This window comes from Geothrix paludis (assembly GCF_022808815.1).
Taxonomy (GTDB): domain Bacteria; phylum Acidobacteriota; class Holophagae; order Holophagales; family Holophagaceae; genus Geothrix; species Geothrix paludis.
In genome coordinates, this window is the sequence record NZ_JAKZLC010000004.1 from 207,296 (window position 1) to 222,109 (window position 14,814).

The 14,814-nt window shown below is 69.8% G+C and carries 12 protein-coding genes; 4 read left to right on the forward strand and 8 right to left on the reverse strand.

Going from position 1 to position 14,814, the window contains the following annotated elements:
• Positions 1 to 43 precede the first annotated feature (43 nt).
• Positions 44 to 2,845, forward strand: coding sequence for a tetratricopeptide repeat protein (locus MLE64_RS15820; RefSeq protein WP_279343065.1), 2,802 nt, complete (start codon positions 44 to 46; stop codon positions 2,843 to 2,845).
• A gap of 114 nt (positions 2,846 to 2,959) precedes the next feature.
• Here MLE64_RS15820 and fmt read toward each other — a convergent pair whose 3' ends face one another.
• Positions 2,960 to 3,880, reverse strand: coding sequence for a methionyl-tRNA formyltransferase (fmt, locus tag MLE64_RS11485; RefSeq protein WP_243317861.1), 921 nt, complete (start codon positions 3,878 to 3,880; stop codon positions 2,960 to 2,962).
• Positions 3,877 to 4,380 (reverse strand): peptide deformylase, encoded by a 504-nt coding sequence (gene def, locus MLE64_RS11490; protein WP_243317862.1) that lies wholly within the window; start codon positions 4,378 to 4,380, stop codon positions 3,877 to 3,879. Before def ends, fmt begins: the two co-directional genes overlap by 4 nt.
• A gap of 77 nt (positions 4,381 to 4,457) precedes the next feature.
• Here def and MLE64_RS11495 point away from each other — a divergent pair, with 77 nt between their 5' ends.
• Entirely contained in the window at positions 4,458 to 6,362 is a 1,905-nt protein-coding gene (locus tag MLE64_RS11495; RefSeq protein ID WP_243317863.1) for a peptidylprolyl isomerase, read from the forward strand.
• Positions 6,363 to 6,379: 17 nt separating this feature from the next.
• Here the strand turns inward: MLE64_RS11495 and MLE64_RS11500 are convergent, their stop codons facing one another.
• From MLE64_RS11500 to MLE64_RS11510, 3 genes are all read right to left on the reverse strand, one after another.
• Complete coding sequence (locus tag MLE64_RS11500) at positions 6,380 to 7,039, reverse strand: ATP-binding cassette domain-containing protein (RefSeq protein WP_243317864.1); 660 nt, start codon at positions 7,037 to 7,039, stop codon at positions 6,380 to 6,382.
• A gap of 29 nt (positions 7,040 to 7,068) precedes the next feature.
• Positions 7,069 to 8,337 carry a serine--tRNA ligase gene (serS, locus tag MLE64_RS11505; protein ID WP_243317865.1) on the reverse strand — a complete coding sequence of 423 codons (1,269 nt, stop codon included), beginning with the start codon at positions 8,335 to 8,337 and terminating at the stop codon, positions 7,069 to 7,071.
• Positions 8,338 to 8,418: 81 nt separating this feature from the next.
• Positions 8,419 to 9,426: an asparaginase gene (locus tag MLE64_RS11510; RefSeq protein WP_243317866.1), complete on the reverse strand. Its 1,008-nt coding sequence runs from the start codon at positions 9,424 to 9,426 to the stop codon at positions 8,419 to 8,421.
• 124 nt (positions 9,427 to 9,550) lie between these two features.
• Here MLE64_RS11510 and MLE64_RS11515 point away from each other — a divergent pair, with 124 nt between their 5' ends.
• Positions 9,551 to 10,456: a YoaK family protein gene (locus MLE64_RS11515; RefSeq protein WP_243317867.1), complete on the forward strand. Its 906-nt coding sequence runs from the start codon at positions 9,551 to 9,553 to the stop codon at positions 10,454 to 10,456.
• Positions 10,457 to 10,543: 87 nt separating this feature from the next.
• On the opposite strand, the gene MLE64_RS11520 is transcribed toward MLE64_RS11515, so the two are convergent.
• The 3 genes from MLE64_RS11520 to MLE64_RS11530 form a co-directional block, all read right to left on the reverse strand.
• Positions 10,544 to 11,188, reverse strand: coding sequence for a hypothetical protein (locus MLE64_RS11520; protein WP_243317868.1), 645 nt, complete (start codon positions 11,186 to 11,188; stop codon positions 10,544 to 10,546).
• Positions 11,189 to 11,230: 42 nt separating this feature from the next.
• The gene (locus MLE64_RS11525) at positions 11,231 to 12,742 is read right to left on the reverse strand and encodes a response regulator (protein ID WP_243317869.1); all 1,512 of its coding nucleotides are present in this window, start codon (positions 12,740 to 12,742) and stop codon (positions 11,231 to 11,233) included.
• Positions 12,743 to 12,853: 111 nt separating this feature from the next.
• Positions 12,854 to 14,158 carry a hypothetical protein gene (locus tag MLE64_RS11530; RefSeq protein WP_243317870.1) on the reverse strand — a complete coding sequence of 435 codons (1,305 nt, stop codon included), beginning with the start codon at positions 14,156 to 14,158 and terminating at the stop codon, positions 12,854 to 12,856.
• 50 nt (positions 14,159 to 14,208) lie between these two features.
• Between MLE64_RS11530 and MLE64_RS11535 the strand changes: the two genes are divergently transcribed.
• Positions 14,209 to 14,733, forward strand: a complete 525-nt coding sequence (locus MLE64_RS11535) for a class IV adenylate cyclase (RefSeq protein WP_243317871.1) — start codon at positions 14,209 to 14,211, stop codon at positions 14,731 to 14,733.
• Positions 14,734 to 14,814: the final 81 nt, after the last annotated feature.

The window sequence follows — 14,814 nt, forward strand, 5'->3', positions numbered from 1 at the left end:
GCCGCCTACACTTTCCGAACCATCAGGCATCTTGAGGAAGTGAATGGCCATTGATCGCGTCAAAGTCAAGAAGGAAGCCGACAAGCTCTTGACGGCGGGGAAAGTCGATCGGGCCATCGAGGAGTTCCACAAGCTCGTCGAGGACAACCCCAAGGACTACGCCACCCTGAACCAGATCGGCGACCTCTACGTGCAGATCGGGCGCGCGCGGGAGGGCGTGGAGATCCACAAGCGGCTCGGCGGGGCCTACGAGCGGGACGGCTTCCACGCCCGCGCCGCCGCAATCTTCCAGAAGGTGGTGCGCAACGCCCCCGAGGACATCGACGCCGCCCAGCGCCTGGCGGACCTCTACCGCCAGATGAACAAGGTCACCGACGCGGTGAAGGTCCACCTGCAGGTGGCCGAGCACTTCCAGAAGAAGGGCCTCATCAAGCGGGCCCTGGAAGAGTTCAACAAGGTCGTCGACCTGGACCCCAAGAACCTGAAGATGAAGGTCAAGCTGGCCGACCTCTATAACAAGGAGGGCATGAAGGACCGCGCGGCGGGCATCTACCTGGAAGTGGCCGAGTCCCTGGCCATGGAGCAGATGCACGGGGAGGCCAACCAGATCCTCGAGCGCGCCAAGTCGATGATCTCCACGCCCCATGTGTTCCTCACCCAGAGCCGGCTGGGGGTGATCCAGGGCGACTATGCCCTCGCCGCCCAGCACCTGCGGGAGGGCTTGGCCAGCAACCCGCGCGACACGGAGCTGCTGGAGGCCCTCGCCGAGATCGAACTCCGCAGCGGGCACCCCGACCGCGCCCTGGAGGCCCTGGGGGAGATCGCCCAGCTCCCGGAGAAATCCCTTCCGCTGGCCGAGAAGGCCCTCCGCAATCTGGTGAACGCCGACCGCGGGAACGAAGGCCTCCGGCTGTTCGCACCCATCGCCCGCGAGCTGGCCCGCCGGGGTTCCGGCGACATTGTGGGCCGCAGCCTTCGGGGGGCCATGCAGAGCGCCATGAGCCTCGAGGCCTGGACCCTGCTCGCCGAGATCGCCCACCAGAGCGGCAACCGGACCGACCAGGTCCATGCCCTGCAGAATGCCTACAGCCTGGCCCACCAGGCCAATGACCAGGCGCAGATCGGACAGCTCGCCAACCAGCTCCGCGGATTGGGCGTGGTTCCCGATGCCTCGGCGCCGCCGCCAAGCCCGCTCCAGCCCTCTTCCCCCGCGGGCTTCCAGGCCCCGGCGATCATGGAGGCCACCCTTCAGGGCGGTGGGGTCACGGAGCTGGATCCCGTCCGGCGCCTCCGCATCGAGCAATTTTCCCGGGAGGCCGAGGCCCTGCTGCGCGGCGGCAGCCACGACCGCGCCGTGGAAAGCTACAAGAAGGCCCTGGAGCTCGATCCGTCGGATCTCGCGATCATCGAGGCCATCGTCGCCGTGCACCGGACCACCGGGCACCTCACCAAGGTGCAGATGCAGTACGTGCAGAGCGCCCAGGCCCTCAACCAGCTCGGCAGGAAGCGCGAGGCCGCCCAGCTGCTGGACATGGCCGAGCAGCTCTTCCCGGGATCGACCCGCATCCACCGCCGGACCCTGGGCCTCCCCGAACCCGGCGCCCGCCTGCCCGAGCCTCCGGCCCCTCCGCCGATTCCCGTGCCGGCCCCGCCTGCGCCGCGGCCGGCCATCCCCCTCGCCGCGCCAGCCCCCATCCCCGCGCCGGCGCCTGCACCCATCCCCCTACCCGAGCCCCTGCCCGAGCCCTCCCTCTCCCTGGAACAGCCCATCGAGCTGGAGGTTCCCGATCTCGCTCCGGCGCCGCCAGCCAAGAAGCCCCTTCCCTCTTCACGGGAGCCCATCCCCCTGGGCGAAGGCCTGCCCGTGCGGCCGGAGCCCGTCCTCCCCGCCGCGGCCCTGCCTTCGGCGCCCATGGCGGCGGCGGTCCCGCCCGCGGCGCTCGATGCCTCCGACCTGAGCTGGATGGACGAGACGCTGTCCGATCTGAGCGCCGGATCGGATGCCGTCTCCTCCCCCACGCTACAACTCCCCCCCATGCCCACGGGCGTCCTCTCGCCGGAGGTCGTCGAGGCCCTGCCGCCGCTCTCGGCCGCCGAGCCCTGGGCGCCCCCGGTGGAGCCGGCCCTTCCGGATGAGCTGGTCGGCCTCCTGGGCGACATCGACTTCCAGCTGGACTACGGAAGCCCGGAGGAGGCGGACGTCGAGATCCAGGCCGCCCTCAAACAGTTTCCGGGGCACCCCGAACTGGAAGCCCGCATGGAGCGGGCCTCCATCGCCCTCCAGAAGCTGGGCCACGCCCCCAAGGCCAACGCCCTGGAGGAAGGCGACTTCGCCAATTCCTTCTTCGACCTCACGGACGTGCTGGGCACCGCCCTCCTGGATACGGGCGAAGGCGAGGAGATGCACGACGCCACCCATGTGGTGGAGAAGATCCAGAGCGTCGACGAGCTGTTCAGCGCCTTCCGCGAGGGCGTGGAGAAGCAGGTCAAGGGCGACGACTACGACACCCACTACAACCTGGGCATCGCCTACAAGGAGATGATGCTCATCGATCCCGCCATCGAGGAGTTCAAGATCGCCATGGGCGACCCCGAGCGGACCCTCGAGTGCTGCTCCATGCTCAGCATCTGCGAGCAGAGCCGGGGCGATCTCCAGGCCGCCGTGGACTGGCTCCGGCAGGGCGTCGAGGCCCCCGGCTTCCCGCCCGAGGACAGCATCGGCCTCCGCTACGACCTGGCCGAGATCTACCTCCAGCAGGGCCAGGCCGCCCTCGCCGCCACCGAGTTCAAGGTCGTCCACGACATGGACCCCGACTACCGCGATGTCGCCGCGCGCCTGGCCTGAAAAGCGGGGACAGGATTAACAGGATGAAAAGCTGGATTAACAGGATTAAAGCCTTTGCTTTTGAATCCTGTTAATCCTTTCTAATCCTGTTAATCCTGTCCCCGCTTTTTTCTCTCAGCCGAGTACCCGGCTGCCGCTGGCGCCCCAGGGCTGGAGGGCCTGGAGCGCGGGCTGGACGGGCTTGCCGGGCCGCTGGAGCTGGGTGAGTTCCAGGGCGCCCTCGGGGGTGGTGAGCCAGGCGCCCTCCTTGCCCCATAGGAGCTGGCCCGGGTCGCGGTAGCAGGTGCGCAGGGCCCCCACGCCGCAGACCTTGAGGGGCTGGCCCTCCATCTGCAGCTCGGATCCCGGCCAGGGCCAGAGGGCCCGCACCTGCCGGTGGAGCTCCGCCGCCGGGCGGTGCCAGTCGAGGTGGCCCATGTCCTTGCGGAGCTTCGAGGCGTAGGTGGCCTCCTCGTGGCGCTGCTCCACCGGCCGGCCGCAGCCGCAGAGCAGCAGGGGCAACTGGTCCTTGAGCAGCTCGGCCGCGTCCTCCGCCAGGGCCGCCAGCAGGCTCTCGGCCGTGTCCCCATGCCCGATGGCGCGGCGGGATTGGGCCAGGATGGGCCCTTCGTCCAGCCCCGGGGTGAGGCGCATGAGGCTGACGCCCGTTTCCTCATCCCCCGCCAGGAGGGCGTGGTTCACGGGCGCCGCACCCCGCCAGCGGGGCAGCAGGGAGAAGTGCAGGTTCCAGACGCCGTTGGGACAGGAATCCAGCATCCAGGCAGGCAGCAGGTGGCCGTAGGCCACCACCACGGCCAGGTCGATCTTCAGGGAGTCCCACAGCTCGCGGGTCTCCGGCGCCTTCCAGGTCGGGGGCTGGTGGACGGGCAGGCCCAGCTCCAGGGCCGCCCCCTTCACCGGCGGGGCTTCCAGGTGGCGCCCCCGCCCCGCGGGCCGGTCGGGATTGCAGAACACCGCCTCGATGCCTTCCTCGGCCAGGGCCCGCAGGGCCGGGACGGCCGCGCGGGGGGTGCCGAGGAACGCGATGCGTGTCATCCCCGTGCCTGCTTCTGGTACTTGCGTTGGATGACCTGGCGCTTGACCGGGCCGAAGTACTCCACGAAGAGACGGCCGCGCAGGTGGTCGATCTCATGGCAGAAGGCCCGGGCCAGCAGGTCCTCGCCCTCCAGCTCATGCCAGCTGCCGTCCTTGGCCCGATTCCGGATGGCCACCTTCTGGGGGCGCTCAAGCACTTCCCGGATGCCGGGAATGGACAAGCAGCCCTCCGGCCCGACCTGGCTGCCCTCGGTCCGGACGATCTCAGGGTTGATGAGGACCAGCTTCTGGGCCGGATCCTCACCGCAGGAGCAGTCGATGACGGCCAGGTTGAGGTTCACGCCGATCTGCGGCGCCGCCAAGCCCACGCCCTCTTCGTCGAGGGCCGTTTCGAACATGTCGGACACGAGCTGTTCCAGCTCGGGGGTCCATTCGCCCACATTCTCGCTGTTCTTCTTCAATCGGGGATCGCCCCAGGTCAGTACGGGCAGGACGGCCATGCATTCGCTCCAGCATTCCAGTGTAATCCATTGCCGTTCCCGAGGTAATCTGGGAGGTCCGTGCTCCGGAGCCCCGCATGCTGCGTTCCTTCCGCCAGGTCTTCAAATCCAACCGTACCCCCATGGCCGCGATCATGATCGTGGTCCTGCTGGGCCTGGTGGCCTATCTGGCCCCCTCCGGGCGGGTGGATACGCCAGATACCGTCGTGGCGAGGGTCTACGGCCGCGACGTGCTGCTGCGCGACCTGGCCGAGCACATGCAGGAGCTCTACCAGCGCTATGGCAAGCAGGCCAGTCCCGAGGCCCTCAAGCCCTTCGTCCAGTCCCAGGCCCTGAAGGACCTCATCAACCAGAAGCTCATGGAGGAACTGGCGGAACGGCACCACGTGGTGGTGACGGACGAAGAGGTGGGCGCCCGCCTCCGGGCCTTCCTGAAGCAGTACCCCGTCCTCCTGGACGCCAACGGCAACCTGAAGTCCACGGCGGAACTGAAGCAGATCTTCCAGGACACCGGCTTCAACCCGGCCATCCAGGAGCGGAACCTGCGCAGCGAGCTGCTGCGCACCAAGCTCATCCAGCAGGCGGCCGTCCAGGTGCCCGTGGACGAGGCCTGGCTGGCGGTGGAGAACCGGCTGCGCAACGAGAAGGTCGCCTTCCAGCAGGCCACCCTGGCCGTGGATCCCGCCGCCGTGGCCGATCCCGGCGACGCTCCCCTGGAGGCGTTCTACAAGGCCGGCGGTCAGCGCTTCCTCCAGCCCCCCCGCCGCGTGATCCAGTACGTGGCCGTGGATCGCGCCGCCCTGGGCAAGGACCTCCAGGTGGACGACGCCACCCTCAAGGCCGCCTTCGAAGCCCGGAAGAACGACTTCATCGAGTTCAAGGCCCGCCACATCCTCTTCAAGGCCGAAGGTGACACGCAGATGCAGGAGGCCACGGCCAAGGCCGAGCTGCTGCGGGGGCGCCTCGTGAAAGGGCAGGACTTCGCCAAGGCCGCCGAGGAGCTCAGCGAGGATCCCAGCGCCAAGGGCAATGGCGGCGACCTGGGCTGGTTCAACGCCTCGAAGATGGTCAAGCCCTTCTCGGATGCCGCCGCGACCCTCAAGCCCGGCGAGATCAGCCAGCCCGTGCGGACCGTCTACGGCGTCCACCTCATCAAGCTGGAGGGCCGCCGGGAGAAGCGGTTCGAGGAGGTCAAGGACCAACTGGCCCGCGAGATCTCGGAGGACCGGTTCAACGCCCGCGCCCAGGAGCGCCTGGAGCAGATCCGCAAGCGCGCCAACGGGGGCGATCTCGCCGCCGCGGCCAAGAGCTTCGCCAGCCAGGCCCAGCTCAGCCAGCCCTTCAGCAATGAGCCCGGCGCCCAGTCCGAAGGCCTGCCGGAACTGCCCCAGATCGCCGGCGAGGCCTTCCGCCTGAAGGTGGGCGAGGTCTCCAAGCCCATGCGGTTCGCCGATCGCCACATCCTCTTCCGCGTGCAGGAGGAGCTGCCCGAGGCCGTGCCGCCCTTCAAGGAGATCCGCGCCAAGGTGCTGGCCGCCTACCGCCTGGAGGAATCCCGCAAGCAGGCCCTGGCCAAGGCCGAGCAGGCCATCAAGACCGGCGGCCTCCAGGCCGTGGGCCCCGTCTCCGACCAGGCCGCGGCTCCCCTCAGCGGCCTGCGCGACCTGGTGTCCCACCCCGGCATCCGCAAGGCCCTGCTGGACACGCCCGTCGGCCAGATCACGCCCCTGCTCTGGGCGCCGGACGGCAAGCTGTGGGCGGCGCGAATCGTCTCGCGGGAGCCCGCCCCCGCCCTTGACTTCGAAAAGCGCCGGAGCCTCATCCAGGAGGTCCAGACCTCCGAGGCCCAGAAGCTCCTCTCCGCGGAGCTCCAGTCCCTGGACCAGGAGGGCCGCCTGCGCCCTGGCCTCAGCAGCTTCTGGGGCCACTTCGGCGGCATCTACGTGAACGCCAGCGCCGTCCAGGTGCCGGTGGAGGAGTAGCGATCAGCTGTCGGCTCTCAGCTGCCAGTCACTGATAGCTGGGAGCCGATGGCCGACAGCTCCATCGCCCGATCGCACAGGACCTCCACGACTACCTGATCGTGGCTGGCCAGCAGGAGGGCCGTGCCCTCGGCCTTGAGGTCCAGGAGCAGGGCCAGCAGGTGGCCCGCCAGGGTGGGATCCAGGGCCGAGAAGGGCTCGTCCAGCACGAGCAGAGCGGGATCCAGCATGAGGGCCCTTCCCAGACAGAGCCGCTGGGACAAGCCCCCGGACCAGGCCGCGGGCCGCTGGCCCAGGGCCGCCTCCGGGAACTTCACACGCCCAGCCATGGCCGCCGCGGCCTCCCGACGGGATGACTCCGTGCCCCGATTCCAGATGGCGAGGGGCTCCTGGAGGATCTCCCAGCCCGTGCGGTGCGGCGGCAGGCTGGCCAGCGCATCCTGGAACACCGCCTGGATCCGGGATCGGCGCCCCCGCCGTTCCCGCTCCGGCAGGGGCGACCAGGGCGTGCCCTCCAGGAGGATCCGGCCTTCCGTGGGCTCCAGCAGGCCCAGCACGAGGTTCAGGAGAGTCGTCTTTCCCGCCCCGCTCGCGCCGACCACGCCCAGGGCTTCGCCCTGGGCGATGGAAAAAGAAACATCCCTGAGCACATCCTTCCCCATGCGCTGAAGGCGCAAGCCTTCAGCGCAAAGGACGGGCCCTTCCCTCAGCGGATCACCTCGGCGCCGAGGTAGGGCCGCAGGGCCTCGGGCACGACAATGCTGCCGTCCGGCTGCTGGTAGTTCTCCAGGATGGCCACCCAGGTGCGGCCCACGGCCAGACCGCTGCCGTTGAGGGTGTTCACGAAGGCGGGCTTGCCCTCCTTCCCCTTCATGCGGATGTTGGCGCGCCGGGCCTGGAAGTCGCCGAACCAGCTGCAGGAGCTGATCTCGCGGTAGGTGTTCTGTGAAGGCAGCCAGACTTCGAGGTCGTAGGTCTTCTGGCTGCTGAAGCCCATGTCGCCCGTGCAGAGCAGCACGCAGCGGTAGGGCAGGCCCAGGGCCTCCAGGATGGCCTCGGCGTTCGAGGTGAGCCGCTCCAGCTCAGCCTCCGCTTCGTCGGCGGCGGCAAAGGTGACCAGCTCCACCTTGTGGAACTGGTGCTGGCGGATGATGCCCTTGGTGTCCTTGCCGTAGCTGCCGGCCTCGCTGCGGAAGCAGGGCGTGAAGGCGCAGTGGCGCAGAGGGAGCGTCTCCGCCGGCAGGATCTCGTCGCGGTAAAGGTTGGTGACGGGCACTTCCGCCGTGGGGATGAGGTAGAGCGGCGCGCCGTCCCCGCGGCTGGTCCTGAAGAGATCCTGCTCGAACTTGGGCAGCTGGCCCGTGCCGTACATGCTCTCGGCGTTCACCAGGTAGGGCGGGATCACCTCGGTGTAGCCGGCCGCCGTCTGGCGGTCGAGCATGAAGGCGATGAGGGCCCGCTCCAGCTTGGCGCCCAGGCCCTTCAACACGGCGAAGCGCGCGCCGCTCAGCTTGGCGGCGCGGTCCAGGTCGAGGATGCCCAGGGCCGTCCCCAGCTCCACGTGGTCCTTCGGCGCGGCGATCGAGGGGACCTGACCCCAGCGCTTGACCTCGACATTCGCATGCTCGTCGCGTCCCGAGGGCACGCTGGCGTGGGGCGGGTTGGGGATGCCGGCCAGGAAGTCCCGGAAGGCCGCTTCGATCTCGCGCTCGGCGGCCTCCAGGGCCTTGAGCTTGTCGCCCACCTCGCGCTGCTGGGCGATGAGGTGGTCCGCGTTCTCCTTGGCCCGCTTGAGACGCCCCACCTCTTCGCTCACGCGGTTGCGCTCGGCCTTGAGGGTCTCCGCTTCCTGGAGCGCGGCCCGGCGCCGCTGGTCCAGCTCCTGGTAGCGCGCCCGATCCAGCGCGTAGCCGCGCTCGGACAGGCGCGCCGCCACGGCGTCGAGGTCGTTGCGCAGGAGGTTGGCGTCGAGCATGGTGTGTCCCTAGCGATTGATCAGTTTACCTAGCTCCAAAACGCGCCATGGGCGCGTTTTGGAGCTCATCAGGCCAGAAGCTCAATCCTGCGACCACGCCCCCTCCGGTATGGGCTCCCCGGCCCAAGCCGCCCCGAAGGCCTCCCGCACCGCCTCGATGCCGCCACCGGCGCCCAGGACCAGGCCCATCTTGGCCAGAGCCGCCCAGCGGGTGTGCAGGCCGCCGGAGATGGCGCCCATCGCCTCGATCTGCCGCCCCAGCTCGTAGGCCGAGAGGTCCACGCCGCCGTAGGGGCACTGGGAGATCACCACCACGGGCAGCCGTCGCTGCCGCGCGTCCTCCAGCATGGCCCGGAGGTCCGTCCGTCCCATGGGCAGGTTGCCCGCGCCGAAGGCCTGGATCAGGACCGCCCTGGCGCCCGCGGGGGCCAGGCTCCAGGTCATGCCCGGGTGGGGCGTCAGGGTGTGGATGGCCAGATCCAGCCGCGCTCCCACGCCTTCCGGCACCTGCCGGATGAACTGGCCCACGTCCGGGTGGAGGCGGATCTCCGCCCCGATCTCCGCCAGAGGCGGCAGGTTCGGGCTCTGGAAGGCCTCGAACTGGTGGACGCTCAGCTTGTCCGCGGCCACCCCGCGGATCCAGTGGGTGCCGAAGCAGATCCCCACCTCGGGGATGCCGCGGCAGGCCAGGTCCACCGCGTTGACGAGGTTGCTGCGGGCGTCGCTGCGCACGAAGGCGAGGGGGCGCTGGCTGCCGGTGATGACCACGGGCTTGCCCAGGTCCGCCAGCAGGAAGCCCAGGCAGGAGGCCGTGAAGGCCATGGTGTCCGTGCCGTGGATGATCACGAACCCGTCGAAGTCCTGGGCCGCGGCCCGCACGCGGGTGGCCAGCGCCAGGATGTGTTCCGGCTCCAGACAGGAGGAATCCTGGTTGAAGGGGACCTCCACGGAGAGCTTCGCCATCTGGCCCAGCTCCGGCACCTGCTCCAGCAGGTGGTCCAGGAAGCGCCCCGGCGCCAGCGAGGCCGGTTCCCCGCTGGGCATCATGCCCAGGGTGCCACCCGTGTGGAGGAGGAGGATCGTCCGCATGCTTCCACCCTAATCGAAACGGGCCGGACTTCTCCATGGGGCGCGGCGCGACGTCTGCGCTCCGGTCCCGGGTTGGCCCGCGCGCCTTCCGGATGGTTAACTGGACTGGGACCTTCGCCACGCCATGCGCCGTATTCCCCGCTACCTCCAGCTGATCGCGGGCCGCTATCTCCGGCGGCTGCTGAGGGGCCGTCTGTCCGGCCGGCAGCTGCAGACGGCCGTGGAGACAGCCATCGCCACCCTGCCCATCCAGGAGAAGCTCCTGGTGCGCGAGGGAGCCCTGCGTTCCGAGACCCTGAACCGCCAGCTGGCCTGGGCCATGGCCTTCGTCGCAGGGGCGGTGAACGCCGGCGGCTTCCTGGCCGTGAGCCACTACACCTCGCACGTGACCGGCGTGGTCTCCTCCATGGCCGACGAGCTGGCCGACGGGGACCTGGCCACGGCCTTGGCGGCACTGGCCATGATGCTGAGCTTCCTGGCGGGGGCCTTCGTCTGCACCACCCTGATCAGCTTCGGCCAGCGCCGTCGCATGCGCAGCCGCTACGCGCTGACCCTCGTGTTCGAGGCCCTCCTGATGATGGTCTTCGGGCTCATGGGCAACCGCCTCCAGCAGGAGATCCGCTTCACCCTGCCCAGCACCGTCATGCTGCTCTGTTTCATCATGGGCATGCACAACACCGTCACCTCCATCATCTCCGGCGCCGCGGTGCGCACCACGCACCTCACGGGCACGGTCACGGACATCGGCATCGAGCTGAGCCGCCTGACCTACGTGAACGTCCACCACCGGCACGGCCGGGAGCGCATCGTCGCCAACCGGCAGAAGCTCACGCTGCTCCTGCTGATCCTGGTCTCGTTCATCGTCGGCGGCGTGTCGGGGGCCCTCGGGTTCCGGCACATCGGCTTCAAGGTCACGGTGCCCCTGGCCCTGTTCCTGTGCTTCCTCGCGGCCCGCCCCCTGCTGCTGGAGATGCGCCTCCTGCTGCACCGCCTCCGCCGCCAGTGGGATCCGGACCACACGGCACCCTGACCTCCGGCCCCTCGGGCACGTCGGGCCGCGAACCGCAGGCGACGACGCGAGTTACAACGAGAGCTGCAATGCGGCGTACAGCGCGACCTACAGCGCGACCACGGCCGCCTTCAGCTCGTCGAAGCCCTGGTCGCAGGTGCAGCTGATCACCACGGCGCACTGGCCCGGCTGGCTCGGCGGCAGATGAACCTCGCCGTCGAAGTGGCCGTCGCTGCCCGTGCGCCCGGTCAGGAGGCTGGTGGCCTTCTTGAGGCTGGACACCAGCTTCACGGAGACCTCGGCATCGGCCACGGGGCTCTGGCTCTGGCTGAGGCGGGCCCGCAGGCGCACCCGGAAGGGGGCTCCGAAGGCCGGCTTCAGGGGCTGGTCCAGCACCAGCTCCAGCGTGTCCACATCGCCCTCCAGCTGGAGGAACTCGAGGATGGCCTGATCCAGGGGCCGCTCGTTGAAGGCCTGCTTCTCCAGCAGATCCGGCGGCGTCTGGTCGTACTTGCCGTTCTTGATGTCCCGGATCACCGCGCGGTGCTGCTCATCCATGCGCTCCTGGACGGCGGCATCGGACACGGGCGGGGCCGAGATCAGGTCCTCGTAGGAAGACCGGTAGTTGTCCAGGATCTCGCCGCCCACGTAGATGAGGGTCTCGATCTTGGGGTTCGACATGCCCTTGTCTTCGGTCTGCACGTGGTAGACGCGGTTCCCATGGCGGACATCGGTGTTGTAGCCGGTGATCATGGGAGGAACCCGGAAGACGAAGGGGCAGGGCGGATCATGAGCCTACCTCTGCAATCTTCCAGCCAGTTCCGGCATGACCTCCCAGGCAATCTCGCGGATCACCTGATCACCCATGCGGGCCACCAGGGCCTTCACCAGGGCGTCCATCAGCGCGGGATCGGCCAGGAGCGCCTGGACCTGGCCGGGCGTGAGGGCCGCCTGCCCGGGTGCGGCAGGCGCCTGCCCAGGCGCGGCAGTGGCCAGCTCCACCGGGGCGGCCACGACGGGCATGATCGGCGCGGCAGGCGGCGCGAACGGGACCACCGGTGGAATTCCGGCAACCGGGAGCACCGGGAGGGGAGGCTCCATGACCGGGGCCGCCGGGGGTTCCGGTGCGGCCTGGTGAGGGGACGGGTGAGAGGCCTCGTGAGCAGGCTGGTGATCCTCATGCGACCGCCCCAGCAGACCAGCGGCCCCGGCCGCCAGGCCGGCGAAGGCGACGCCCGCCACGGGAAGGATGGGAGGCCGCTCGGCGGCGGCGGGCGGCTCGGGCAGAGGCGGCAGCTCGAGGGTGCCTCCCAGGTCGTCGAGGGTCTCGATGCCCGAGAAGGCGGGCAGGCTTTCCTCGACCAGGGCCTCGGCATGGGCGGGCTCGGGCATCGGGGGAAGCGCCGAAGGCACCGGCAGGGGCTCGGCCACCGCGGGTATGACGGCCGGCAGGGGGGGAAGCGACTCGGTGCCCAGGCCATGAAGACTGTCCAGGTCCAGTTCCTCCAGGTCGAGGTGGACCTGGGCCACGGCTGTGGGCTCGGGGGCCAATGCGGCAACCGGCGCAGGAATTGGCTCGGAAACCGGTTCAGGAGCGGGCGCGGGGGCCACCTCGGCCGCCACATCCTCGGGCCAGAGGTCCTCGGCCGTCAGGACCAGCAGGTCATCCTCGGCCGTGTCGGCGAGGGCGATCGGCGGAGGCGCGGAGCTGGTGTCAATGGCAGGATGACTGGCGTCCAGGGCAGGAAGGCCAGCGGGCAGGGCAGGAAGGCCAGCGGGCGGGGCAGGAAGGCTGGCCTCCAAAGCCGGGGGCGGGAAGACCGGCTGGGCGAATTCGGCCGTCTTCGCGGGCTCCGGCGTCGGGGGGGCCATGGCGGCAACCGGTGCGGCGACAACAGGCGCAGCGGCAACAGGCGTGGCGGCAGGCGCAGCGGCCACCGGGGTCGCCAGCAAGGCCTTCACGCGGTCCGCCAGCTCGCGGAGCTCGATGGGCTTCTTCAGGAAGCCCTGGATGGGAGCCCGGGCCAGCTTGGCGGGATCCACCGGGTCCAGCACGCCGGCCATCATGGCGATGGGAAGGCGGGCGGTGGCATCCATCTCCCTCAAGCGGGCCAGCAGGGCCCACCCGTCCATGCCGGGCATGGCCGTATCCACCAGGGCCACGTCGAACCGTTCGCCCCGGGCGATGCGGTCCAGGGCCTCGGCGGCGGAGTCGACACAGACCACTTCCACATCCGTGGGAGCCAGCAGGGATTCGGCGATGCGGTGGATGCTGGGATTGTCGTCCACGAGGAGGAGGCGGGGCATCTGGTTACCTCGGGAGGCCGGGAGGAAGAAAGAGTGGCTGGGCACAACGCTACCAGAAATCTGCACTTCCAACGCAAGCGAATGGGCCGGAGGCGTGTCTGGAATCTGACGCTAGCGCAACAGCTTCTTCAAGACCCGTACCCGTTCCACTTCCACCAGGCGGACCAGCAGGACCCGGTCCCCCACCCAGATCCAGGCGACGCCCAGGGGTTCGCGCAAGGCGACCTCGGGGCCTCCGGGCAGCCAGCCCTTGACGGAGACGCGCAGGTTCAGGGCGGCCCGCCAATCCGGGCGGAAGGCCTCGCTCAGCGCCTGGCGCTGGCGCTCCGGCGGCAGGGCGCTCTCGTTCCACCGCTGGTCCCAGGCATCGAAGGCCCCGTTGTCCCGCCAGGCCCAGGCCGCGTCCCAGGCGGGCCAGGGTAGCGTCCCGTCGGGCACCGGGATCCAGTCCACCCCGGTCACCGGGCTCGTGCGGCGGGCCATCCCCTCGTCGGCGAGAGGCGAGGTCAAGGCCATGCGCTGGGGCGGATGGGCCGTGAGCAGCCCTGGCCCCGCGGCGGCGCGGCGCCACCGGCCCTCCTTCAGGACCCAGGCGACCCACCCCTGGACGCCTCCGTACCAGAGGCGGTCCGCCCGCGGGAACCAGAGCCGGTCCCCCGCATGCCAGGGCAGCTCGATGCGGGCTCCGGGCAGGTCCCGGCCATCGTCCGACAGGGCTTCCGGCTTCGTGGCCAGGCCCCGGGGCGGAGCGGGAAGGCCCGCTTCGTCCCAGCCGGCGAGGGTGGATTCCCCCAGATCGGTCTCCAGGGGCAGGACGCCGACCAGCAGGCGGGATTCCGCCCGGGGGTCCGCCTTTTCGAAGAATCCCAGCAGCACGGCCTTTCCGTCCCAGCTGAACCGGCTCCAGGGCCCCGACTCCGTGGACCAGATCACCCGACCCTCGGGCACCTCCAGCAGCCGGGTCTCGTAGCGACCGTCCCCCATCTGGAGGGTGACCAGCAGGCGGTTGCCCTTGGCCGGATCCAGCCGGGCGGAGGCAAGGGGGGCGTCGAACCGGTACCGCCGCCATTCCAGACCGCGCCAGAGGACGACCTCGCTCCGTCCCTGGGGACCGTTCAGGGCCAGGCCCTGGTCGCCCAGGTAGGGCGAGGCCGGCTCCCAGGGCGTGCCGAAGCCGCCTTCGAAGGGCCAGGGCTCGGACTGGTCTGGGTCGAGGGCCCCCTGGAAGCGCGGCGCCCAGCCATCCTGCAGCCTGAGCTCGGCGAGGGTCTCGCTGCCGCCAAGGCTCATGACGGCCGGTGCATCTGTGACCGTCACGCCGCCCGAGGTCACCGGACGCGGCGCCTGCACCACCGCGAAGAGCAGCAGCATGGCGGCGATGAAGAGGGTGGCGATGATGTACCGTTGTGGGATCACGATGGGACCGCAGAGACAGCACCATCATGCCTGATCGGAGGCGCGCCGCGATGAAGCACAAACCCGCCGTGGAGACCGAGCTCAAGCTGCGCATCCCGGCCACGAGGCCCTACCGCGCCCTGCTGGAGGCCCTGGGCTTCCACGAGGTCGTTCCCGCCCAGGCGGAGGTGAGCGTGCTCTGGGACCGGGATGGCGAGCTGCGGGCCGCGGGCTCGGCGTTGCGGACACGACGCTTCGCCGGGGCCTTCCGGCTGACCTGGAAGGGCCCCAAGGTGCCGGACCCCATGCTCAAGATCCGCCCCGAGCACGAGGCGGGCATCGACGACGGGGAGTCCCTGGAGGCCATCCTCCGCGCCCTGGGCTTCGCGCCCGTGCTGCTCATGGAAAAGGTGCGAGCCGTCTGGGAGCGGGAGGAGCTGGAGGCCTGCCTCGACGAGACCCCCTTCGGCTGCTACCTGGAGCTGGAGGGAGATCCCCAGGCCATCCGCGCCGCCATGGAGGGCCTGGGCCTCGCCCCCGACCGCGCCGAGACCCGCAGCTACCCGGAGCTGTACCAGGCTCACGGGCTGGGCTAGATTTCTGGAAAAGAAGAACCGCCAACCGCAGAGAACGCGGAGAGCGCAGAGAAAAGCTCTTTGGCTTTTTCCTCTGCGTTC